The 22,875-nt window shown below is 72.1% G+C and carries 21 protein-coding genes; 13 read left to right on the forward strand and 8 right to left on the reverse strand.

Features of this window, described 5'->3' with window-relative positions; translation table 11 throughout:
* Nucleotides 1-168: 168 nt before the first annotated feature.
* On the reverse strand, nt 169-504 hold the full coding sequence (locus ACIA3K_RS28290; protein ID WP_396804652.1) for a hypothetical protein: 336 nt from the start codon (nt 502-504) through the stop codon (nt 169-171).
* A 291-nt stretch (nt 505-795) separates the two neighbouring features.
* Here ACIA3K_RS28290 and ACIA3K_RS28295 point away from each other — a divergent pair, with 291 nt between their 5' ends.
* Entirely contained in the window at nt 796-1,563 is a 768-nt protein-coding gene (locus ACIA3K_RS28295) for a helix-turn-helix domain-containing protein (protein WP_396804653.1), read from the forward strand.
* On the forward strand, nt 1,560-1,754 hold the full coding sequence (locus tag ACIA3K_RS28300) for a DUF397 domain-containing protein (protein ID WP_396804654.1): 195 nt from the start codon (nt 1,560-1,562) through the stop codon (nt 1,752-1,754). The genes ACIA3K_RS28295 and ACIA3K_RS28300 overlap by 4 nt, the downstream gene beginning before the upstream one ends.
* Nucleotides 1,755-2,018: 264 nt before the next feature.
* Here the strand turns inward: ACIA3K_RS28300 and ACIA3K_RS28305 are convergent, their stop codons facing one another.
* On the reverse strand, nt 2,019-3,200 hold the full coding sequence (locus ACIA3K_RS28305) for an ABC transporter substrate-binding protein (protein ID WP_396804655.1): 1,182 nt from the start codon (nt 3,198-3,200) through the stop codon (nt 2,019-2,021).
* Nucleotides 3,201-3,646: 446 nt separating this feature from the next.
* Here ACIA3K_RS28305 and ACIA3K_RS28310 point away from each other — a divergent pair, with 446 nt between their 5' ends.
* The 4 genes from ACIA3K_RS28310 to ACIA3K_RS28325 all read left to right on the forward strand — a co-directional run bounded on the left by ACIA3K_RS28310 (nt 3,647) and on the right by ACIA3K_RS28325 (nt 8,289).
* Nucleotides 3,647-6,823 (forward strand): nitrate- and nitrite sensing domain-containing protein, encoded by a 3,177-nt coding sequence (locus ACIA3K_RS28310; protein WP_396804656.1) that lies wholly within the window; start codon nt 3,647-3,649, stop codon nt 6,821-6,823.
* Complete coding sequence (locus tag ACIA3K_RS28315; RefSeq protein WP_007465177.1) at nt 6,820-7,227, forward strand: roadblock/LC7 domain-containing protein; 408 nt, start codon at nt 6,820-6,822, stop codon at nt 7,225-7,227. The genes ACIA3K_RS28310 and ACIA3K_RS28315 overlap by 4 nt, the downstream gene beginning before the upstream one ends.
* An 89-nt stretch (nt 7,228-7,316) precedes the next feature.
* Nucleotides 7,317-7,682 (forward strand): DUF742 domain-containing protein, encoded by a 366-nt coding sequence (locus ACIA3K_RS28320; protein ID WP_151488101.1) that lies wholly within the window; start codon nt 7,317-7,319, stop codon nt 7,680-7,682.
* Nucleotides 7,663-8,289 carry a GTP-binding protein gene (locus ACIA3K_RS28325; protein WP_396804657.1) on the forward strand — a complete coding sequence of 209 codons (627 nt, stop codon included), beginning with the start codon at nt 7,663-7,665 and terminating at the stop codon, nt 8,287-8,289. Before ACIA3K_RS28320 ends, ACIA3K_RS28325 begins: the two co-directional genes overlap by 20 nt.
* Before the next feature lie 72 nt (nt 8,290-8,361).
* Here the strand turns inward: ACIA3K_RS28325 and ACIA3K_RS28330 are convergent, their stop codons facing one another.
* The 5 genes from ACIA3K_RS28330 to ACIA3K_RS28350 are packed head-to-tail and all read right to left on the reverse strand — an operon-like array spanning nt 8,362 to nt 15,881.
* The gene (locus ACIA3K_RS28330; protein ID WP_396804658.1) at nt 8,362-9,450 is read right to left on the reverse strand and encodes a uroporphyrinogen-III synthase; all 1,089 of its coding nucleotides are present in this window, start codon (nt 9,448-9,450) and stop codon (nt 8,362-8,364) included.
* Nucleotides 9,450-9,797, reverse strand: coding sequence for a nitrite reductase small subunit NirD (gene nirD / locus ACIA3K_RS28335; RefSeq protein WP_396804724.1), 348 nt, complete (start codon nt 9,795-9,797; stop codon nt 9,450-9,452). The genes ACIA3K_RS28330 and nirD overlap by 1 nt, the downstream gene beginning before the upstream one ends.
* An 8-nt stretch (nt 9,798-9,805) precedes the next feature.
* Nucleotides 9,806-12,328, reverse strand: coding sequence for a nitrite reductase large subunit NirB (gene nirB / locus ACIA3K_RS28340; RefSeq protein WP_396804659.1), 2,523 nt, complete (start codon nt 12,326-12,328; stop codon nt 9,806-9,808).
* Entirely contained in the window at nt 12,325-13,764 is a 1,440-nt protein-coding gene (locus ACIA3K_RS28345) for an FAD-dependent oxidoreductase (RefSeq protein ID WP_396804660.1), read from the reverse strand. Before ACIA3K_RS28345 ends, nirB begins: the two co-directional genes overlap by 4 nt.
* A complete protein-coding gene (locus ACIA3K_RS28350) occupies nt 13,761-15,881 on the reverse strand; it encodes a molybdopterin oxidoreductase family protein (RefSeq protein WP_396804661.1) in 2,121 nt (706 codons plus the stop codon). The genes ACIA3K_RS28345 and ACIA3K_RS28350 overlap by 4 nt, the downstream gene beginning before the upstream one ends.
* Nucleotides 15,882-16,160: 279 nt before the next feature.
* Between ACIA3K_RS28350 and ACIA3K_RS28355 the strand changes: the two genes are divergently transcribed.
* The 7 genes from ACIA3K_RS28355 to glmM all read left to right on the forward strand — a co-directional run bounded on the left by ACIA3K_RS28355 (nt 16,161) and on the right by glmM (nt 21,614).
* A complete protein-coding gene (locus tag ACIA3K_RS28355) occupies nt 16,161-16,856 on the forward strand; it encodes a class I SAM-dependent methyltransferase (protein WP_396804662.1) in 696 nt (231 codons plus the stop codon).
* A gap of 83 nt (nt 16,857-16,939) precedes the next feature.
* Nucleotides 16,940-17,203: a DUF6364 family protein gene (locus ACIA3K_RS28360; protein ID WP_396804663.1), complete on the forward strand. Its 264-nt coding sequence runs from the start codon at nt 16,940-16,942 to the stop codon at nt 17,201-17,203.
* A complete protein-coding gene (locus ACIA3K_RS28365) occupies nt 17,187-17,480 on the forward strand; it encodes a hypothetical protein (RefSeq protein ID WP_396804725.1) in 294 nt (97 codons plus the stop codon). The genes ACIA3K_RS28360 and ACIA3K_RS28365 overlap by 17 nt, the downstream gene beginning before the upstream one ends.
* 131 nt (nt 17,481-17,611) lie before the next feature.
* A complete protein-coding gene (locus ACIA3K_RS28370) occupies nt 17,612-19,153 on the forward strand; it encodes an MFS transporter (RefSeq protein ID WP_396804664.1) in 1,542 nt (513 codons plus the stop codon).
* Between the two features lie 53 nt (nt 19,154-19,206).
* A complete protein-coding gene (rplM, locus tag ACIA3K_RS28375; protein WP_007465158.1) occupies nt 19,207-19,650 on the forward strand; it encodes a 50S ribosomal protein L13 in 444 nt (147 codons plus the stop codon).
* A gap of 20 nt (nt 19,651-19,670) precedes the next feature.
* Nucleotides 19,671-20,138, forward strand: coding sequence for a 30S ribosomal protein S9 (gene rpsI, locus ACIA3K_RS28380; RefSeq protein ID WP_396804665.1), 468 nt, complete (start codon nt 19,671-19,673; stop codon nt 20,136-20,138).
* A gap of 117 nt (nt 20,139-20,255) precedes the next feature.
* Nucleotides 20,256-21,614: a phosphoglucosamine mutase gene (glmM, locus tag ACIA3K_RS28385; protein ID WP_396804666.1), complete on the forward strand. Its 1,359-nt coding sequence runs from the start codon at nt 20,256-20,258 to the stop codon at nt 21,612-21,614.
* Nucleotides 21,615-21,662: 48 nt separating this feature from the next.
* On the opposite strand, the gene ACIA3K_RS28390 is transcribed toward glmM, so the two are convergent.
* A complete protein-coding gene (locus tag ACIA3K_RS28390) occupies nt 21,663-22,859 on the reverse strand; it encodes a pyridoxal phosphate-dependent aminotransferase (protein ID WP_396804667.1) in 1,197 nt (398 codons plus the stop codon).
* Between the last annotated feature and the right edge of the window lie 16 nt (nt 22,860-22,875).

Below are 22,875 nucleotides of genomic sequence, written 5' to 3' on the forward strand. Positions count from 1 at the left end.
TCTGCTCCCGCTCCAACGCACTCAACCTCGACGCCATAACCACCCCAACGACAACCACCAACAGGGGGTGTTGCAACCACCGGTTGAGCCCAAGCAGCTGACGGAAACTGTCCAAGATTGCCAGCGATGGCGGGTGAAGCGACTGCCGCCGCCGTGCTGGGAGGCGTCTCAACGCGGTGCGTCGACGATCGGTCTGCGGAACGGTCCCCATCCGACGAACCGGTCGTACAGGGCTCGTGGACTCGGTCCGTCGTGCGGGTTCAGGTGGTAGAGGTCGCGCATCGCCTCGTACAGCAGCCCGGCCAGGTAGATCGACAGGCTCGGCATCTTGTTCTCGTACTCCGCCTTCAGCATCAGCCGTGCCGTCGCGCACGGCCACGGCTGACCGTCGGCGCGGCAGGCCCAGTGCGGTCGTAGCGGCGTGTGCGGCGGGGCCTGGCCGTGCCGACGCGGACGGTCCGCGACCGGCCCGCGCTCGGGGCCGGGAACCTGCGCCGAGATCATTCCTGGCCCCAGGCCGGGAGTTGCGGGGGCCGAATCGCAGGCACTGTCAGGGCGGGTTCGCTGCGCCAGAACGTGAAACGCACGGTGCCTCCTTCGCGTTGTCGTCGTGGAAAGGGGCCGCCCCCGCAAGTGCTCGCCGGACCGGGGCGGCCCCGACACGAACGCGTCCGCCGGGGTCGGGTCCTCCACCGGCCGCGCCGTCTACTAAGCACCCTGCGGGCGGTGACGGGACAAGAACAGCCCGTAGGCGATATGGTCGCGAGACATTCCGCGCATCCCTGGAGAGACGCCGTGAACGATGCGTTACGCGCAGCGCTGGCCGAGTCGGGGCATTCAATTGAGTCTCTTGCCGGGCTGGTAGGCGTCGATCGAAAGACGGTTGCACGGTGGCTCAACCATGACCACATACCTCACCCGCGTCACCGGGAGGCCGCAGCCGGCGTGCTTCACCGACCCATAGGGGACATCTGGCCGGACACCTCAAGGCGTCGCGAGCCAGTTTGGTTCAGGCCGTGGCAGGAAATCGAGCGTGACGCGGTCTCTCTGCGCTCGTATCAGTCGGTCGTCCTGCCCGGCCTTCTCCAAACCGAGGCGTACGCCCGCGCGGTGCTCGTCGGTGCAGACGTGATCGCCCGCAGCGACATCGAGCGCCACCTAGCCTCTCGGCTCGCCCGTCAGAGCATCCTGAACCGCGAAGACCCACCACGCTTCACGGCCGTCGTCGACGAGGCCGTCCTACGGCGGCCGGTCGGAGGCCGTGCCACCATGCGCGAGCAGGTAAATGCCCTCATCGCCATATGCGAGGCCCCGCACGTACGCGTGCACGTCGTTCCCGCGACTGTCGGCGCGTACGCCGGCTTGAACGGTCCCTTCGTGATCGCCGTAGGAGCCGAGCAGCAGATTGCCGGCTACCTTGACAATCAGCTTCAAGGGGAAGTCGTCACCGGCACAAAGGACATCACAGCGATACTGGCAGCGTGGGAGAACGTACGCGGCGAGGCGCTGTCCCACTGGCAGTCCGTCGACCTACTTACGGAGATGGCAGAGACATGGACATGACCGGCGCACAGTGGCGCAAGAGCACCCGCAGCAGCGGCAACGGCGGCGACTGCGTCGAGGTTGCCGACAATCTTCCCGGCGTCGTCCTCGTCCGCGACACCAAGGACCGTGACGGCGGGACGCTGACCTTCGGCCCGACGCAGTGGCAGCGCTTCATCGACCTCGCGAAGGCTGTCGGCCCCGCCTCCTGACTCAGCACCACGCCAAGGGCCCCCGGTTCGGGGGCCCTTGGCATGTCCCGGCGACGAACGCTCGTACCGGAAAGGGATCCATCGCCGCGCTCGCCGGCGCGGCCCAACTCGTACTCCTGATGAATGGCGAGAGCCGGCCTCCCGAGGAGGCCGGCTCTTTTAGCTCACGGTGACGCGGAGGGGTGGTGGCCCACCGTGCCCGGCGCGGGGATCAAGCCTGACCGCCCGGAGCCGGGCGCGGTAGGCCACCACCCCCAACCCGAGCTATCCCGCCAGCCGCCAGCGGCCGTTGCGCGCGACGAGCGTGGTGAGCGCCTGGGGCATGAGCCCCGAGTGGTTGTCGGGCGTCATGCGGATCGGGCCGGAGAGGCCGTCGATCTGGGACGTCTCCAACACGTCCCGGATGCCGTCCCGGTCGACCTTCCCCGCCGGCCCGCCGGCCCGCAGTTCGGCGTCGGCGATCAGCTGGATCGCGTCGGCGGCGAAGGATGAGGAGCCGTTGTAGCCGCCGAAGCGGGCCGTGTAGTCCTGGAACCACTGCCGCCGGGCCGCCTTCGCCGGCGTGGTGGCGATCACGTCGTCGATGACCATGGTCTGGGTGAAGACCATCGTGGCCTTCTCGGTGGCCCGGGCCGCCGCGCCGAGGAAGAGGTCGCCGGCCGCTCCCGCGTCGAAGAAGAGCGACCCGCGGAACGAGGCCTGCTGGGCGCTGGTCGCGGCGAGCGCGGCCTGCTCCGGCGGGGTCCAGACGACCAGCGCGTCGGGCTTGAGCTTGACGAGCTTGCCGATCTGCTGGCCGACCTCGGTGTCGGTGTTCTTCACCGATTCCTCACCGGCCACCTTGATGGTGGTCTTGCCCAGTTCGCGGCGCAGCGCGAGGACACCCTCGCGGCCGTAGTCGTCGTTACTGGCGAGCAGGGCGACCTTGCGGACGTTCTTGCGGCGCAGTTCGGTGGTGAGCGCGGAGGCGCTGTCGGCCGCGTTCGGGCCCAGCTTGAACACGTAGCGCCGGTCGGCGACCGGGCTCGAGATCGCCCCGGAAGCGGCCAGCGCAATGGTGGGAATCCGCTTCTCGTTGATGACGCCGACCGCGCCGACCGCGCATTCGCTACAACCGCCCATGACGATCGCGCTGACCCGGGAATCGCTGCTGAAGTCCGCGATGTTGCGCAGTGACTCGGCAGCGTCGGAACGGTTGTCCTTGATCCTAAGGTCGATCTTCCGGCCGTTGAGTGCTCCGGAGGAGTTCAACTGGTCTCTCTTGAGTTCCAGCGCGCGCTGGTATGCCCGGCCCATTGGTGCGGCGGCACCGGAGAGCTCGAGGTCGGCGGCGATCACGATCGGACTCGTGTCCTGCTCCGCTTCGCCGAACTGGCAGCCGGTGAGCGTGGTGGCCACGAGGGCCGATGCGAGCGCCGCGATGGTCGCGGAGCGGATGGGGCTCAACTCAGTCCTCCAGGTGCGGGCGCGGGCGCTGCCCGGTCACCGCCGCTAATCCGTCCTCAGTGGAGGACGGGATCTCCTCTGCCGTACGGTGTGTGCGCGAAGCCTGCAAAACCTTGCCAATGGCCGGCGCTGTGGTCAAGCGCGGACCCCGGTTGCATTTTCGGGACGGTCATCCCACATGCTGGGGTAACGCAATGTTTGCAAAACCTCACTTTGCATACACGCGTGACCACTCTGGAGTTACATGCCCTGATCAGGGGCTTGCGGAAATGAAGGTATCAGTTGACCGGATCAAGGGTTCCGCGCCGTCCGACCGTTTCCTACCTCACTGCGGCTTCCCAAACACGATCTTCTCTGATGAAATCGCGGCCGTGCCGCGCGTGGTCCCCTCCGCTCCCGGCACGGCTCGGCGAGCCAGGCGGGGAAGAAACGACGGAGGCGATGTCGTGAGCACCGGACCGACGACCCTGCCCGCGATCGGCGGCGATACCGGGCGTACGCGTCGGCGCCTGCCGAGGCTGCGGGACGCCCGGATCCGGTCCAAACTGGCGCTGATCCTGGTCGTTCCGGTGGCCGCGGTGATCGCGCTCGCCACCGTCCGACTCATCTCGATCGGCGAGGGCGCCTACGACGCCACCCGGGCCCGATCGCTCACCGCGCTCGCCATCGACGTCAGCGCGCTGACCCAGGATCTGCAGGCCGAGCGGATGGCGGCGGCGGCCTACCTGGCCACTCCGCAGCAGCCGGCCGACGCGTACAACCTGCGGGTACGCCAGACGCAGCAGCGGGTGGACGAGTACCGCGCCGAGCGTGACCGGATCGGCGAGGTGCCGGCGGCGGTGCGGGACCGGCTGGGGGCGATCGACGAACACCTGTCCACCCTGGACGGCACCCGCCAGGAGGTGCTGGACCGCCGGCAGATGGCGGTCGCCGAGGCGGTCCTGCGCTACGGCGTCATCCTCACCGACCTGATCAGCTACGGCGACGGGCTGGCCCAGCTACCCGGCGACGAGAGCCTGGCGGACAGCCGCCGCGCGGTCGCCGCCTTCGCCCGCGCCAAGGCGTCCGTCGCCGAGGAGGAGGCGGTCGCCTTCACCGCGCTGACCGCCGGCCAGCTCGACCCGGAGCAGTTCTCCTCCTTCGTGGCCACGCTGACCAGCCAGCAGGAGGCGCTGGTCTCCTTCTCGCTCGCCGCCGACCCCGTGCAGCGGGCCCTGGTCGACAGCACCGTCTCCGGTGACGCCGTCGGCCTCTCCGACCGGGTCGCCACCGACATCACCCGCTCGGTCGGGCAGCGCCCGCTGGTGAGCGCGCAGGATGCCACCGCCGCCATCGGCGCGGTCAACGACCTGATGCGGTGGGCCGAGATCCAACTGCAGGACCGGTTGCTCGACCAGGCCGACGAGGCGCGTTCGGACGTCATCCGGCAGGCCGTGGTCGAGTCGATCCTGGTGCTGCTCACCCTGATCATCGCCGTGTCGCTGGCCGTCGTGCTGGCCCGGTCGCTGAACCACTCGCTGCGCCGCCTGCGCGAGGGCGCGCTCTCGGTGGCCAACCACGACCTGCCGGACGCCGTGCAGCGACTGCAGAACATGGGCAGCGTCGGCGACGGCGGTGTGGACGAGATCGTCCGGCAGGTCCGGGACCCGATCCAGCTCAACAGCCGCGACGAGGTCGGCCAGGTGGCGTCGGCCTTCAACGTCGTACACCGGGAGGCGGTACGGGTCGCGGCCGAACAGGCCGCGCTGCGCACCAGCGTCTCGGCGATGTTCCTCAACCTGGCCCGCCGTAGTCAGACCCTGGTCGACCGGATGATCGGCGAGCTGGACGCGATCGAGCGTGGCGAGGAGGACCCGAAGCGGCTGGCCCAGCTCTTCGAGTTGGACCACCTGGCCACCCGAATGCGCCGTAACGACGAGAACCTGCTGGTCCTGGCCGGCGCCGACTCGGCCGTACCGCGCCGCGACGACGCGCTCGTCGTGGACGTGCTGCGTGCCGCCCAGTCCGAGGTCGAGCTGTACAACCGCATCGAGTTCGGCACCGTCGACACCGACATCTCGGTGGCCGCGCACGCGGTCAACGACGTCGTACGCCTCGTCGCCGAACTGCTCGACAACGCCACCCGGTTCTCGCCGCCGAACACGACGGTCGTCGCCGACGGTCGCCGCATCCGCGACTACGTGCTGATCCAGATCGAGGATCGCGGGCTCGGCCTCACCGACGAGCAGCTCGACTCGCTCAACCGTCGGCTGGCCGCCCCGCCGAGCGTGGACGTCGCCGCGTTCCGACTGATGGGTCTGGCCGTGGTGAGCCGGCTCGCGTCCCGCTACGGCATCCGGGTGGAGCTGCGCCGCAACGTCGAGGGCGGCACCGTCGCCCAGGTGACGCTGCCCGCCGCCACCGTGATCCTGCCCAGCAGCCGGGGACGCGACCAGGCGCTCACCCGTCCGCGCCAGCCGATGGCCGTCGAGCAGACGCCGCTCACCCCGGTCGGTCACGCCGAGTCGTACGCCGGCGCGACCACCACGGCGGCCACGCTGCCGGACCAGTGGCGGAGCAACGCCCCGGCGCCCGCGCAGTGGCAGTCCCCACTCGACACGCGGGACACCACCCCGGCCGTGCAGGCCGGCGGCTACACCGGTGCACGTCCGACGGTGCCGCCCGCCGCAGCGCCGGCCGCTCCGGCGCCGCCCGCGCGACCGTCGTACGGCAACGGCAACGGCACCTCGGTGGGCAGCCCCACCGTGGCGTACCCGACCATCGACGCGCTGCCCCGGCGGAGCGCGGCGGCCGACACCACGGACGCCCGGAGCGCGCCGGTGCTGCCGGTCGGGCCGGTCGCCGGGCCGGGCGCGGTCGCCCCGTCGGCGCCGCCCGCGGCGCCGCTCCCGCCCGTGCAGCCCGCCGTGCCGGTCGCGCCGCCGACGCCGGCCGCGCCGGTCAGCACCCGGCCGGAGTTTCCCGCCGAAGCGCCGATCTTCCGGGAGATGGAGGCGGTCTGGTTCCGGTCGCACGGTGACGACGCCACCGCGATCTTCACCCGGCCGCAGTTCGACACACCGCCCCCACCGGCCGACGCCGGCACGCGGGTGACCAACGGTGGCCCGTCGAGCGTCGCGAAAGCGCCGGCCCGACCGCCGCTGCCCACCCGGACCCCGGGCAGTTCCGAGGGCACCGGAGCGCAGAGCATGGGAAGCATGGACGGATTCGGCACCGCGAAGGCCGGCGGTCGTACCGCCTCGACGCCGACGCCACCACCGTCCTACGCCCCGCCGGCGGCCGCCCCGGCCGCCCCAGCGGCCCCCGTCGCGGCTCCCGCGCCGGCCGCCGCGCCGCCGGCCCCGGACCCGGACGCCTGGCGGACGGCGGCCGACGAGGGATGGACGCTGGCCAGCCGGGCCGCCGAGCCGGCTCCCGCCGGCACCACCCGCTCGGGTCTGCCGAAGCGGGTGCCGCAGGCGCAGCTCGTGCCGGGCGGTATCGAACCGAAGGGTGGCCGGGACCGCAGCCGGCGGACCCCCGACGAAGTCCGTGGCCTGTTGTCGGCCTACCACCGTGGCGTGCAGCGCGGTAGGTCGGCTGGTACGGACCTGAACAGCACCTCGACCAAGGAGAGCCGATGAACAGGCCAGCTGCCATGCAGGACATGGGTTGGCTGCTCACCAACTTCGCCGACAGCGTGGCCGGTATCGCCCACGTGGTGGCGGTGTCCGCCGACGGGCTGCTGCTCGCGTCCTCCCGGGACCTGCCGGGGGACCGGGCCGACCAGCTCGCCGCGATCACCTCCGGCGTGGTGAGCCTGACCGAGGGTGCGGCCCGGATGTTCAGCGCGGGCGGTGTGTTGCAGACCGTCATCGAGATGGACAGCGGTTACCTGTTCCTCATGTCGATCAGCGACGGCTCGTCGATGGCCGTGCTGGCCGCGCGGAGCTGCGACGTGGGCCAGGTGGGCTACGAGATGGCGCTGCTGGTGGAGCGGGTGGGCGCGGCGCTGGTGCCGCTGCCCCGGGACGCGGTGCGTTCGTAGCGCCACAGTCCGGCGCGCGGACCGCGCGCCGGAGCAGGGAGGGGAGGCGGTCCGTACCGGCTCCGCGGGAGACGAGGAGGTGATCGGGGATGGACCAACGACGCGTTGACCCGCGTGGCGCGTTGGTGCGTCCGTACGCGGTCACCCGTGGTCGTACCGAGCCCCGGCAGGACATCGCTCTCGAGGCGGTCCTCACGGCCTCTCCCACCCAGGTTGCCGAGTCCCGTTTCGCGGGGCACGACAAGCACCGAATCGCCACGGTCTGCGAAGGCCGTGCACAGTCGCTGGCGGAGATCGCCGCGTACACCCGGATGCCGCTGGGCGTCGCCCGGGTGCTGGTCGCCGACATGGTGGCCGAGAGCCTGCTGACGTTACACACTGCTGCTCCCGCCGAGGGGTTCGAGGAGCGGATGGAACTGCTTGGAAGGGTGCTAAGTGGACTTCGCAGGCTATGACCCCGCTGGGGGGCGGCAGCCGAGCCGGGGAATCGTCTCCGCGAAGATCGTCGTCGCGGGCGGTTTCGGCGTCGGTAAGACGACCCTGGTCGGCTCGATCTCCGAGATCACGCCGTTGACGACCGAGGCGGTGATGACCGCGGCCGGTGTCGGCATCGACGACCCGTCCAAGGTGCCCGGCAAGGAGACCACCACGGTCGCCATGGACTTCGGCCGTATCACCATGGCCCAGGACCTGATCCTGTACCTGTTCGGTACGCCGGGGCAGACCCGCTTCTGGTTCATGTGGGACGAGATCATCCGAGGGGCGGTGGGTGCCGCTGTCCTGGTGGACACCCGTCGGATCACGGACGCGTTCGCCCCGCTCGACTACTTCGAGAACCGGAACCTGCCGTACGTGGTGGCGCTCAACAACTTCGACGGCTCTCCCCAGTACGAGCTGGAGGAGATCCGCGAGGCGCTGGCCATCTCGCCGCAGGTACCGCTGGTCATGACCGACGCCCGGCAGCGGGACTCGGTCAAGCAGGTGCTGGTGACGGTGGTCGAGCACGCCATGCTCCGCCTCCAGGCGGAGCACGGCCGGGGCTTCCCCACGCCGGTCGGCTGAACCGTACGATCCACGGCCGGCGGCACAACCGGCAGGTCACGGCCGGCTGGCGACAGCCGGCCGTGGCGCGTTTCAGTCGACCCGGAGTCGGTAGCCGCGCTTCACCACGGTCTGCACCACCCGGGGCGCGCGCAGACCGGCACGCAGCCGGGCCACCGCCATCTCCACGGCGTGCTCGTCCGCGCCCCGGGGCAGGGTCCGCAGCAGGGCGGTACGCGACAACACCCGGCCCGGGGCCTGCGCCAGCGCCCGCAGCACCGCCATCGGCGCGGGGGCGAGGGGCCGCAGGTCGCCGTCGATCACCGCGGCGTGCCCGCGCAACGTGAGCAGGTGGCCGCCGGCCTTGAACGTCACGGTCCGCCGGGGCAGCTCGTCGACGATGGTGCGGACCAGGGCGCCCAGCCGGGCGCGGCCGGGCGCGCTCACCGGCACCCCGAGCCGGAGCAACGGCTCGGCGGTCACCGCGCCGACGCAACAGGCCAGCACGTCGGCGCGGAACGCGGACACCACCGCGTCGGTACGGTCGCCGGCCGCTCGCAGCAGCGCCTCGACCGCCGGCGCGGAGGTGAACGTCACCGCGTCCACCAGCCGGCCGGCGATCAGGTCGATCAGCCGGTGCAGCGGCGCCGGGTCGGTTGGTGGCGCCCAGCGGTAGACCGGCACCTCGATCACCGTGGCGCCGGCCGCCTCCAGCGCGAGGGTGCACTCGGGCTGCCGCTCACCGTGTAGCTGCATGGCGATCACCTGCCCGGCCACCCCCCGCCGACGCAGGTGGTCGACCACCTCGTCGCAGCTCTCCGACGCCGGTGACCACTGGTCGTGCAGGCCGGCCGCACGGATCGCGCCGCGCGCCTTGGGACCCCGGGCGACGACGTACGAGCTGGCGAGCACCGAACGCAGCGGCTCGGCCAGTCCCCAGCCCTCGGCCGCCTCCAGCCACCCGCGCATCCCGATGCCGGTGTTGGCCATCAGGATGTCGGGTGGCTGGTCGAGGCAGGCGCGGGTCGCTTCGCGCAGTTCGCTGTCGTCGGACAGCGGCACGATCCGCAGCGCCGGGGCGAGCACCACGCGTGCGCCCCGGCGTTCGAGCAGCGCGGCCAACTCGTCGCGCCGCCGGTCGGCGGTCACCCCGATGGTGAAGCCGGCCAGTTCTTCCCGCATCAGCCCTCCCGTCGCAACCGCACTTCGACGATCCCGTCGTGGCAGCGCGTGTCGTGCCGGGCGACAGCCACCCCGGGCAGATCGAGGCACTCGCCGGTGCGCAGGTCGTACACCTGCTTGTGCAGCGGCGACGCGACCGTCGGCACTCCGCCACGGCTGCCCACGATGCCCCGGGACAGCACGTACGCTCCGGTGACCGGGTCGCGGTTGTCGATCGCGAACAGCCCGTCCACGGTGTGGAAGAGAGCCACCTGCACGCCGTCGACCAGGGCGGCGACACCCCGCTCCGGTTCCAGCCGGTCGAGGGGGCAGACCGCCGTCCAGCCGAGGGTGGTCGTGGTGGTCATCGTGATGCTCATCGCCGTACCTCCGGAAGGCCGAGCGTGACGGGACGACGGCCGTGACCGTCGGGTGGGGTGCCGCCGCGCGCCGGCACCGGCTGGCCGCGCTCCACGGCGAAGGTGATGGACGGGTCGGGCACGTCGGGGGCGTTGACGAAGGAGGTGTAGCGGCGCAACCGCTCCGGATCGTCCAGCACGTCGCGCCACTCGTCCGAGTACGACGCCACGTGCCGTGCCATGGCCGCGTCGAGGTCGGCGCAGATGCCGAGCGAGTCGTCCACGATCACGGCCCGCAGGTGGTCCAGGCCGCCGTCCATGGCCTCGATCCAGCCGGCCGTGCGTTGCAGCCGGTCGGCGGTACGGATGTAATACATCAAAAATCTATCGATTAGTTGAATCAGGGTTTCTGTTGACAGATCAGTGGCGAACAGGTCGGCGTGCCGGGGCCGGAAGCCGCCGTTGCCGCCGACGTAGAGGTTCCAGCCGGTCTCGGTGGCGATGATGCCGAAGTCCTTGCTGCGCGCCTCGGCGCACTCGCGGGCGCAGCCGGAGACCGCCGACTTGAGCTTGTGCGGGGCGCGCAGCCCGCGATAGCGCAGCTCCAGCGCCACGGCCAACCCCACCGAGTCCTGTACGCCGTACCGGCACCAGGTCTCTCCGACGCAGGACTTCACCGTGCGCAGCGCCTTGCCGTACGCGTGGCCGGACTCGAAGCCGGCGTCGACCAGGCGTCGCCAGATCTGCGGTAGCTGCTCCACCCGCGCCCCGAACAGGTCGATGCGCTGCCCACCGGTGATCTTCGTGTAGAGCTGGAAGTCCCGGGCCACCTCGCCGATCACGATCAGCTTCTCCGGGGTGATCTCGCCGCCGGGGATGCGGGGCACCACCGAGTAGCTGCCGTCGCGTTGCAGGTTGGCCAGGAAGTGGTCGTTGGTGTCCTGAAGGGACGCCTGCTCGCCGTCGAGCACGTGTCCGTTGCCAAGCGAGGCGAGGATCGAGGCCACCACGGGCTTGCAGATGTCGCAGCCGCGCCCCCGGCCGTGCTCGGCGACCAGCCGGGAGAAGGTGCGGATGCCGCGTACGCGCACGATCTCGAACAGCTCGCGGCGGCTCACGTCGAAGTGCTCGCAGAGCGCCGTGGACTGTGCCACCCCGGCCGCGTCGAGGAGCTGCTTGAGCATCGGCACGCAGGAGCCGCAGCTCGTGCCCGCCCTGGTGCACGCCTTCAACGACGGTACGTCCGAACAGCCACCGGCGATGGCGTCGTCCACGTCGCCCCGGGTCACCGCGTTGCAGGAGCAGACCTGCGCGGTGGCGGGCAGCGTCCCGGCGTCCGCGCCGCCGCCGTCGGGGGCGAGCAGGGCCAGCGGCGGTGCCGGCAGCGGGCCACCCACACTGGCCCGCAGCGTCGGGTACGCGCTGGCGTCGCCCACCAGCACCCCACCGAGCAGGGTGCGCGCGTCGTCGGAGAGGACCAGCTTGGCGTAGACCCGGGTGGCCGGGTCGGTGAACGTGACGTCCAGGCAGCCCTCGGTGGTGCCGTGCGCGTCGCCGAACGACGCCACGTCCACCCCGAGCAGCTTCAGCTTCGTGGCGGTGTCCGCGCCCGGGAACGTCGCCGCGCCGCCGACCAGCCGGTCGGCTACCACCTCGGCCGTCGCGTACCCCGGTGCCACCAGGCCGTGACAGGTGCCGTCGACCGCCGCGCACTCGCCGACGGCCCAGACCCGATCGTCGGCCGTGCGGCAGGTCTCGTCGACCAGCACCCCACCACGCGGACCCAACGGCAGACCGGCGGCCCGCGCCAGCTCGTCGCGGGGCCGGATGCCGGCGGCCACCACGACCAGCTCGGCGTCGACCACCCGGCCGTCGGACAGCTCCACCGCGGCCACCGCACCGTCGGCCCCCGCGCGGATCGCCGTGGTGGCCACCCCGAGGTGGGTACGCACACCCAGGTCCTGGACGTAGCGGCGCAGCATCGCGCCGCCGGCCTGGTCCACCTGCACCGGCATCAGCCGGGGCGCGAACTCGACCACGTCGGTGCTCAGGCCGAGCAGGCGCAGGGCGTTCGCCGCCTCCAGCCCGAGCAGCCCGCCGCCGATCACCGCGCCGACCCGCCGACCGGCGGCGTACGTCCGGATCGCCGCCAGGTCGTCGAGCGTCCGGTAGACGAAGACTCCGGGCAGGTCGGCCCCGGGCACCGGCGGCACGAACGGGTACGACCCGGTGGCCAGCACCAGCGCGTCGTAGTGGTAGTCGCCCTCGGCGGTGCTCACCACCCGCCGTTCCCGGTCGATGGCGGTGGCCGGCTCACCGAGACGCATCCGCACCCCGTCGTCCGGGGTGTGCACGTTGAGTTCCTCTTCGCTCACCCCGTCGAAGTACGCCGAGAGCCGCACCCGGTCGTACGCCGGACGCCTCTCCTCGGCCAGTACCGTCACCCGCCAGTGGCCCTGCGGGTCACGGGCGCGCAGTGCATCGACGAAGCGTTGCCCCACCATGCCGTTGCCGACGACGACCAGGTCCGCGCCGCTCATCGCGTCACCTCCACCGATTCCGCTTCGGACAGCCAGTCGACGATGCCGCCGACCGCGTCGCGGCATCCGCCGCATCCCGTGCCGGCCCGGGTGCCCGCCACCACCGCGTCGACCGTCCGCGCGCCGGAGCGCCAGCAGCGCACCAGCGCGCCCTTGGTCACGGTGTTGCACTGGCAGACGAGGGCCGCGTCCGGCATCAGCGCCGGTGACGCGCTCGGCGTCGAGACGGCCCCGCCGAGCGCCCGGCCGAGCAGCAGGGCCCGCCGGTCGGCCGGCACCGGGTGACCCCGGTCGAAGAGTTGGATCACCGCGCCGATCGCCGGGTTGTCGCCGAGCAGGATCGCGCCGATCAACCGCTCGTCACGGATGCGCAGCCGGGCGTACGTGCCCCGGGTCGGGTCGGTGAACGTCAGCTCCTCGCCCGGTGCGCCGCCGACCGCCTCGCCCATCGCGGCCAGGTCGATCCCGGCCGCCTTGAGCCGGGTCACCACCGGGCGGGGCCGGTACCGGGCGAGCGGGTCCGTGCCGGTCAACACGTCGGCGAGCACCCGCGCCTGGGCCCACGCGGGCGCGACCAGTCCGGTGAGCGTCCCGTCGTGCTCGGCGCAGTCGCCCAGCGCCGAGATGGACCGGTCGTTGGTGCGCAGCCGGTCGTCCACCACCACGCCGCGCCGCACGGTCAGCCCGGCGGCCTGCGCGAGGGCGGTGTCCGGGCGTACCCCGCAGGAGAGCACCAGCAGGTCGGCGTGCAGCGACCGGCCGTCGGCCAGGTCGAGGCGGACGCCGCTGTCGTCCGCCGCCACCCCGGTGGCGGGCACCCCGAGCTGGATCGTTACGCCGAGCCCGGCGAGCGTGCCGGCCAGCACCGTGCCGGCCGCCGGATCGAGCTGCCGTTCCATGAGGTGGTTGGTCGGGTGCACCACGGTGGTGGCCAGCCCGCGCGTGGCCAGGCCCCGGGCGGCCTCCAAGCCGAGCAGTCCGCCGCCGAGCACGATCGCGGAGCGTGCGTCGCGCGCCACCGCCAGGATGCGGCGGCAGTCGTCCAGGGTGCGGAAGGGAACGACCCGCCGGGGCAGGTCGGCCGGGTCGAGGCCGGGCAGGGGCGGCACCACCGCCCGCGCGCCGGTGGCCAGCACCAGATGGTCGTAGGCGATCCGTTCGCCGTCGGCCGTGCGGACCTCGCGGGCCGACCGGTCCACGGCGGCGACCGGCACGCCCGAGCGCAGGTCGATGCCGTGCCCGGCGGCCTCGGTCAGCTCCACGTCCGGTTCGTCGATGCGGCCCGCCAGCAGCGTGGACAGCATGATCCGGTTGTACGCGCGATGCGGTTCCGCCCCGAGGACGGTGACCTTGCGCTCATCCCCGCGGGCGTGCAGCTCGGTCGCGAGCCGGGCGCCGGCCATGCCGTTGCCGACGATCACCACCCGGGCGGTCATGCCTTCTCCACCCGGACCGCGCAGATCTTGAACTCGGGCATCCCGGAGATCGGGTCCACCGCGTCGTTGGTCACCGAGTTGGCCCGCCCGGCGCCCGGCCAGTGGAACGGCGCGAAGACCGTGTCCGGCCGGATACCCGGGCTGAGCCGGGCCGGGGCGCGCAGCTCGCCCCGGCGGGACGTGACCCGCACCGGATCGCCGTTCTCGATGCCCAACCGGGCGGCCAGGTCGGGGTGCAGCTCGACGAACGCCTCGGGCGCGGCGCGACGCAGCGCCGGTACGCGGCGGGTCTGCGTGCCGGACTGGTACTGGGCCAGCACCCGGCCGGTGGTGAAGTGCAGGGGATACGTGGCGCACACCTCCTCGGCGGCCGGCCGGTGGTCGACGGGGTGGAACCGGGCCCGGCCGTCCGGGGTGGCGAACCTGTCGGCGAAGAGGCGTGGTGTGTCGGGCCCGTCCGCGCTGGGACACGGCCAGTGGACGCCGTCGGCGGCGTCGATGCGGTCCCAGGTGATGCCGGCGTAGTCGGCGATGCCGCCCGCCGAGGCGCGGCGCAGCTCGCCGAAGACGATGGCCGGGTCGGTGGGGAACCGCGTCGCCGCCGTTTCGGGGTCGCCCAACCGTCCCGCCAGGTCGGCGAGGATGGCCAGGTCGGTGCGGACGTCCGGCGGCGGTGGGCGCAGCGCGCGCCGTCGCAGCACCCGACCCTCCAGATTGGTCATCGTGCCGTCCTCCTCGGCCCACTGCGCGGTGGGCAGCACCACGTCGGCCAGCGCCGCCGTCTCGGAGAGCAGCAGGTCGGCGACGACCAGCAGGTCGAGGTCGCGCAGCCGGCCCTCGATCCGGGCGGCCCGGGGAGCCGAGACCACCGGGTTCGAGCCGAACACCAGCAGCGCCCGGGGACCGTCGGCGGTGCCGAGCGAGTCGAGTAGCCGGTACGCCGGCACACCGGGACCGGGCAGCTCGTCGGCCGGTACGCCCCAGACGCCCGCGACGTGCTCGCGGGCCGCCGGATCGTCGATCCTGCGGTAGCCAGGGAGCTGGTCGGCCTTCTGCCCGTGCTCCCGCCCGCCCTGACCGTTGCCCTGGCCGGTGAGGCAGCCGTACCCGGAGCCGGGTCGGCCCGGCAGGCCCAGGGCGAGGGCCAGGTTGACGTACGCGGTGACGGTGTCGACGCCCTTGGCGTGCTGCTCGGCCCCGCGCGCGGTCAGGATGATCACCCGGCCGCCGGTGCCCAGCGCGCGGGCGGTCGCCTCGAGATCGGCCACCGGCACCCCGGAGAGCTGTTCCGCGCGGGCCGGCCACCAGGCGGCGACGCTGCGGCGGACCGCTTCGAAGCCGGTGGTGCGCTCCGCCACGTACGCCTGGTCGACCCAGCCCTCGGTGAGCGCGATGTGCAGCAGCGCGTTGGCCACGGCGAGGTCGGTGCCGGGCAGCGGTTGCAGGTGAAGGTCGGCCTGGCGGGCGGTGGCGGTGACGCGCGGGTCGACGACGATGAGCTTCCCCCCGCCCTGGCGCTGCTCGGTGAGCCAGCGCACCAGCGGCGGCATGGTCTCCGCCGGGTTGGCGCCGACCAGCAGCAGCGTGTCGGTCTGGCCCAGGTCGGACAGGGGGAACGGCAGTCCCCGGTCGATGCCGAAGGCGCGCATCCCGGCGGCGGCCGCCGAGGACATGCAGAACCGCCCGTTGTAGTCGATGTTGCGGGTACGCAGTGCGACCCGGGCGAACTTCCCCAGCGCGTACGCCTTCTCGTTGGTCAGCCCGCCGCCGCCGAAGACGGCGACCGCGTCCCGCCCGGAGCTGTCCTGGATGGCGCGTACGCCGGTGGCGACCCGGTCCAGCGCCGCGTCCCAGGTCGCCGGGCGCAGCTCACCGCTGGCCGGGTCACGTACGAGCGGGGTGGTCAGCCGGTCCGGATGGTCGAGCAGTTCGGCGGAGGTCCAGCCCTTCTGGCACAGCCCACCCCGGTTGGTCGGGAACTGGCGGGGGAGCACGCTCACCCCTGCCTCGTCCTGGCGGAGTGTCATGCCGCACTGGAGAGCGCAGTACGGGCAGTGCGTCGCCACCTCCCGGGGCGTACGCCCCGATCGAGTTGCCGGCCGTGCACCGTCTGTCATGTCGGCAAAGCGTGCCGCCGGGCAGTTTCCAGTCCGGGTCCCTTCTGTTTCGGTCCTGTCAAGTGGGCCTCACACCGCACCGGAGAAGTGCGACGGTCGGCAGCCCTCCACCGCCCACCCTCCGCGATCTTGCACTTTCGGTGGCGACACAAGGGACATTCCGGTCATCTCGACAACAGAAACTGCAAGATCGACGAGATGGGCGGGTTCGTGTGCTGACCGCGGCGCGATGGGTTGCTTATAATGTGGGAAGTATGTCTCAATGGGTGGGAGAGTGCCATGGGTGTGGTGGACGTTTTCGACGCGGTGGCCGGCACCTACGACGAGGCGCGACGGCGGCTGGTGCCCTGCTTCGACGCCTTCTACGGCGCGGCGGTCGAGGTGGCCACGCCACCGCTGCGTGCCGCGCTGGCGGCGGGGCGTACCCCTGAGGTGTTGGACCTGGGCGCGGGCACCGGGCTGCTCTCGCTCCTGCTGGCCGCGGCGGTGCCCGGGGTCCGGCTGACCCTTGTGGACGCCGCGCCGGCGATGCTGGCCCGCGCCACCGACGAGCTGTCGGCGCGTTCGGTGCCGCACCGGACCGTTCGGGCGGACCTGTCCGACGAGCTGCCCCCGGGCCGGTACGACGCGGTGGTCAGCGCGCTCGCGATCCACCACCTTGACGACGACGGCAAGCGGGCGCTCTACCGGCGGGCCGCCGCCGCCCTGACGCCCGGTGGGGTGTTCGTCAACGCCGAGCAGGTCGCGGGGCCGACTCCCGCGCTCGACCAGCGCTACGACGAGGTGTGGATGGCGCGGATCGCCGAGTTGGGGTCGTCGCCGGAGGAGATCGCCGCCTCCCGGGGCCGCATGCGCTACGACCTTCCGGCGACCGTCGCCGACCAGTGCCGATGGCTCGACGAGGCCGGCCTGGTCGATGTCGACTGCTACTTCAAGGAGTGGCGTTTCGCGGTGTTCGGCGGACGTGCCCGCTGACGATATGCACGTTTCGACACCCGGGAGCGAGCCGGCCTCCGCGTGGATGACTGGCGGTCATACCGATGGGTAGTCTCACCGGCATGACTGCCAAGGTGACGCTGTCGTTCACGGACGAGACGATCGAGGAGGCCCGGCGCTTCGCCAAGCGCGAAGGGCTGTCCCTCTCGGCGTGGATGGACCAGGCCGCCCGGGAGAAGGCGCTGCGCGAGGTCTTCACCGCGCACGCCGCCGCCGTGGGACGCGCCGGCCTCGACCTGGAGTCCGCCGCCCTCGCCGACGCCCGCGAGGTGGGCATGGTCAACGACCTCTTCTTCGGTGAACCGCCGCGTGCTGCGCAGGGGTGAGGTCTGGCGCATCGAGGGCGCCCGGGAACGCCTCGGTCTGGTGATCAGCTCGGACGTCTACAACTCCACCGACGTGCCCATCGTGATCGTCGTCGAGGTCGTCGAGGAGTCGCTGCTGCGCGACTCGCCCCTGGCCGTGCCGATGGGCACGTACGTGGTGATGCCCGACCGGATCTCCTCGCCCATGAAGAAGTGGTTCACCGAGTGCGTGGACGTCGCCGACACCGACACGATGCTCCGGGTCGGCCGCGCGCTGCGCATCCTCCAACAGCTCTGAACCGAGGGACCTCACCAACGCCGCCGGCCCGTGGTGCGGCAGGCGTTTCCGGGCCGACCCACGACAGGCACTGCCAGGTAACTCCGCCTTCCTAGCGTTTTTCCTCGTCAGATCGACGAGGAGGAGCCGCCGTGAGCACGCTCACCAGCACCGCAGTCACCGCCGAACCACCTGCCGTCCGCGGGCGTCGACGTCCGTTGGACGACTGGCGGCCCGAGGATCCCGAGTTCTGGCGTACGACGGGCGCGCCGATCGCCCGCCGCAACCTCTGGGTGTCGATCTTCGCCGAGCACGTCGGCTTCTCCGTGTGGAGTCTCTGGTCGGTGACCGTGCTCTTCCTGGGCCCCGCGTACGGCATCGACCCGGCCGGAAAGTTCCTGCTCACCGCCGTGCCGGCCGCGCTGGGCGCGGTGCTGCGGCTGCCGTACACCCTGGCGGTGGCCCGCTTCGGCGGGCGGCGCTGGACGATGATCAGCGCGCTTCTGCTGCTGCTCCCGACGGTGCCGATGACGATCCTGCTGGAGCCGGGGGTGTCCTACTCCACCCTCATGGTGCTCGCCTGCCTCACCGGCGTCGGTGGCGGCAACTTCGCCTCCTCGATGGCGAACATCAACCTGTTCTACCCGCAGCACCTCAAGGGACGCGCCCTCGGGCTCAACGCCGGTGGCGGCAACCTGGGCGTACCGGCCGTGCAGCTCGTCGGCCTGGCGGTGCTGGCCACCGCTGGCGCCGCGTACCCCCGGTTGGTGCCCGCGGTCTACCTGCCACTCATCGTGCTGGCCGCGCTGGCGGCGGCCCGCTGGCTGGACACCGTGCCCGGGGCGCGCAACGAGCCGGGAGCGCTGCGCGAGGCGGCCCGGGACCCGCACACCTGGGTCATGTCGTTGCTCTACATCGGCACCTTCGGGTCGTTCATCGGGTTCGGTTTCGCCTTCGGCCAGGTGCTCCAGCTCCAGTTCGCCGACCGGTTCCCCACCCCCGTCGACGCCGCCTGGCTGACCTTCCTCGGGCCGCTGATCGGCTCGCTGATCCGGCCGGTGGGCGGGCACTTCGCCGACCGGCTCGGCGGGGCCCGGGTGACCTTCTGGAACTTCGTGGCGATGGCGCTGGGCGCCGGCACGGTCCTGTACGCGGCCCGCGAACGCTCGTTCGGGCTCTACCTGGCCGGGTTCCTGGCCCTCTTCGTCTTCTCCGGGATCGGTAACGGCTCCACGTACAAGATGATCCCGGCGATCTTCCGGGCCCGGGCGGCGGAGGCGGTCGCCAACGGCACGCGCGACCCGGAGGCCGCCGCCCGGTGGGCGCGACGGATGACCGGCGCGTTGATCGGGATCGCCGGCGCGATCGGGGCGTCCGGCGGGGTGTTGGTCAACATCGCCTTCCGCCAGTCGTTCCTCAGCTCCGGCAACGCGGACGCCGCCTACCTGGCGTTCATCGGCTGGTACGCGCTGTGCTTCGCGGTCACCTGGGTCGCCTACCGTCGTCCGGGGTCGTCCCAGCGGCTCGCGGGGGTGTGCGCGGGCCCCCCCCCCCCCCGCCGCCGGCCGGCGGCCCACCCCCGTTTTGACCTGCCGATGGGACGCCGGGTATCGTTGCCTGCTGTTGTACGACATCCAGAGGCGTGCCCTATCAGGTACGCTTGGTCGTTCGTGCGCGCTGGTCCGGCCTGCTAGCTCTGGTCACCTCGGCGCGCGACCCCAGACCGACGACGAGACAAGGTAGACCTGTGCGTACGTACAGCCCGAAGCCGGGTGAGATCGAGCGTCAGTGGCACGTCATCGACGCCTCTGATGTCGTGCTGGGCCGCCTGGCCACCCACGCCGCCACGTTGCTGCGTGGTAAGCACAAGCCGACTTTCGCGCCGCACGTCGACACGGGCGACTTCGTCGTCATCGTGAACGCGGGCAAGGTCGCGCTGACCGGCAACAAGCGCCAGACCAAGGTTGCCTACCGCCACTCGGGTTACCCGGGTGGTCTGAAGCAGGTTGGCTACGACGAGCTGCTGACCAAGCGCCCCGAGCGGGCCATCGAGCTGGCTGTGAAGGGGATGCTCCCGCACAACAAGCTCGGCCGTCAGCTGATCAAGAAGCTGAAGGTCTACGCCGGTGCCGAGCACCCGCACCTCGCGCAGCAGCCGGTGCCGTTCGAGATCAAGCAGATCGCGCAGTGAGCGCGGGCGAAGGAAGCAGCATGACCGACACCACCACCGAGACCGAGGTTGCCCCCGAGGCCACCGAGGCGCCGGCGCCCGTCGCCCGCGCGCCGCGTGGTGACCGCCCGATCCAGACCGTGGGTCGGCGCAAGGAGGCCATCGTCCGGGTCCGTATCGTCCCGGGCACCGGCAAGATCACCTGCAACGGCCGCGACCTCGAGGCCTACTTCCCGAGCAAGGTGCACCAGCAGCTCATCAAGGACCCGCTGGTCACCGCCGAGAAGCCCGAGGCGTTCGACGTCATCGCCAACCTGCGTGGCGGCGGCACCACCGGCCAGGCCGGTGCGCTGCGGCTGGCCATCGCCCGTGCGCTGATCGTCAACGAGCCGGACGACCGCCCGGCCCTCAAGAAGGCCGGCTTCCTCACCCGGGACGCCCGGGTCAAGGAGAGCAAGAAGTACGGCCTCAAGAAGGCCCGTAAGGCTCCCCAGTACTCGAAGCGCTGATCTTCTCCAGCGCGTTGTACTTCTGACGGACGGCCGGTCCGCCTCCCCCGACCGGGGAGGTGGGCCGGCCGTTCCGCTTTCTCCTCATCGGCAGTTGCTCATCGGAGGTTGGCGGGTATGGGTCGGTTGTTCGGCACGGACGGCGTACGCGGGCGCGCGAACGCGGATCTCACGCCCGAGTTGGCGCTGGCGCTGGCCGTGGCCGCCGCGCACACACTCGCCGAGACGGACCGCAGTCACCCGCCGCTCGCCGTGGTGGGCCGGGACACCCGGGCCAGCGGCGAGATGCTGGAGGCCGCCGTCGTGGCCGGGCTGACCAGTGCCGGGGCGAACGTCGTACGCGTCGGTGTGCTGCCCACCCCGGCCGTGGCCTTCCTCACCGCCGAGGCCAAGGCCGACCTCGGCGTGGTGCTCTCCGCGTCACACAACCCCATGCCGGACAACGGCATCAAGCTCTTCGCCGCCGGTGGTCACAAGCTGCCCGACGAGATCGAGATGAAGATCGAGGCCGCGGTGGAGGCGAACGCCACCACCGCCTGGGACCGCCCGATCGGTGCCGGTGTCGGCCGGGTGCACGACCTGCTCGACGGCGCGGATCACTACGTGCAGCACCTGGTCGGCGCACTGCCGCACCGGCTGGACGGGATCAAGGTCGTCGTCGACTGCGCCAATGGCGCGGCGAGTGAGGTGGCTCCGGTCGCCTACCGGGAGGCCGGTGCCGAGGTCGTCGCGATCCACGCCGAGCCCGACGGCCTGAACATCAACGACGAGTGCGGCTCCAACCACATCGAGGCCCTGCGTGAGGCCGTGGTGCAGCACGGCGCCCACCTGGGCATCGCCCACGACGGCGACGCCGACCGGATCGTGGCGGTCAGCGCCGACGGCGACGAGGTCGACGGCGACCAGGTCATGGCGATCCTGGCGTTGGCCATGCGGGAGGCCGGGACCCTCACCCAGGACACCCTGGTGGCGACCGTGATGAGCAACCTCGGCCTGCGGCTGGCGATGTCCGCGCAGGGCATCCGGCTGATCGAGACCAAGGTCGGCGACCGGTACGTGCTGGAGGAGCTGCGCGCGTCCGGCCTCGCGCTCGGCGGCGAGCAGAGCGGCCACATCGTCATGCCCGCGCACGCCACCACCGGCGACGGGGTCCTCACCGGCCTGCACCTGATGGCCCGGATGGCGGCCACCGGCCAGTCTCTGGCCGAGCTGGCCTCGGTGGTCACCAAGCTTCCCCAGGTGCTGATCAACGTGCCGGTCGGTGACCGGACCGTCGGGGCCAACGCGCCGGCCGTCCGCGCCGAGGTCGAGCGGGCCGAGGCAGAGCTGGGGGAGACCGGTCGGGTGCTGCTGCGCCCGTCGGGCACCGAGCCCCTGGTCCGGGTGATGGTCGAGGCCGCCACCGAGGCGATCGCCCGCGACGTCGCCGAGCGGATCGCCGCCCTGGTGCGTACGGCCAGCCCGGCCGCCGCGTAACCGGCCGCACACCGGGCCGCTGGGCTTCCGCCCGGCGACCCGGCCCGGTCAGTGGCTCGGCGTCAGAGCGCGCAGCCGGGTGACCGCCTCGGCCAGCACCTCCGGGCGCTTGCAGAACGCGAACCGGACCAGCCGCCGGCCGGCCTCGACGTCGTCGTAGAAGACCTGGGTGGGCACCGCCACGACACCGCAGCGCTCCGGCAGCGACCGGCAGAACTCCATCCCGTCGGTGCCGCCGAGCGCGGTGACGTCGGCGGTCACGAAGTACGTGCCCTCCGGCGTCAGCACGTCGAACCCGGCGTCCGTGAGGCCGCCGATGAGCTGGTCGCGCCGCTGCTGGAGCCCGTCGCGAAAACCCGTGTAGTAGTCGTCGGGCAGGGCCAGCGCCACGGCGACCGCCGGTTGCAGCGGCGCGGCGTTGACATAGGTGAGGAACTGCTTCACCCGCAGCACCGCCGAGACCAGCGCCGCCGGGCCGCTCACCCAGCCGATCTTCCAGCCCGTGCAGGAGAACGTCTTGCCGGCCGACGAGATGCGCAGCGTCCGCTCCCGCATCCCGGGCAGCGTCGCCAGTGGCACGTGCGCGCTGGACGCGTCCGTGAACACCAGGTGCTCGTACACCTCGTCGGTGACCGCGTACGCGTCGAACTCCTGGCACAGCTCGGCCACCAGCGCCAGCTCGGCCGGCGTGAACACCTTGCCGGTCGGGTTGTGCGGCGAGTTGAGCAGCACCAGCCGGGTGCGTGGCCCGAACGCCGCCCGCAGCGCCGCCGGATCGAAGGCGTACCGGCCGTCCGCGCCGGGACGCAGCGTGACCGGCCGCCGGACCGCGCCGGCCAGGGCGATCGAGGCGGCGTACGAGTCGTAGTACGGCTCGAAGCAGACCACCTCGTCACCCGGTTCGCAGAGAGCGAGGATGCTGGCCGCCACCGCCTCGGTCGCGCCCGCCGTGATCACGACCTCGCCGTCCGGGTCGTACGCCAGGTCGTAGAACCGGCGCTGGTGCGCCGCGACGGCCGCGCGCAGGGCGGGGATCCCCGGACCGGGCGGGTACTGGTTCTGCCCGCCGCGCAGCGCCTCGGCGGCGGCGGCCAGCATCTCCGGCGGGCCGTCCGTGTCCGGGAAGCCCTGGCCGAGGTTGACCGCCCCGGTCCGTACGGCGAGGGCGGACATCTCGGCGAAGATCGTCGTGCCGAACGGCCGCATCCGGGCCACCAGCGGGTCGACATCGGTGCTCGTCGTCACCTGCGCCAGCCTACGG

It is taken from the genome of Micromonospora sp. NPDC051543 (assembly GCF_044454415.1).
GTDB lineage: Bacteria > Actinomycetota > Actinomycetes > Mycobacteriales > Micromonosporaceae > Micromonospora.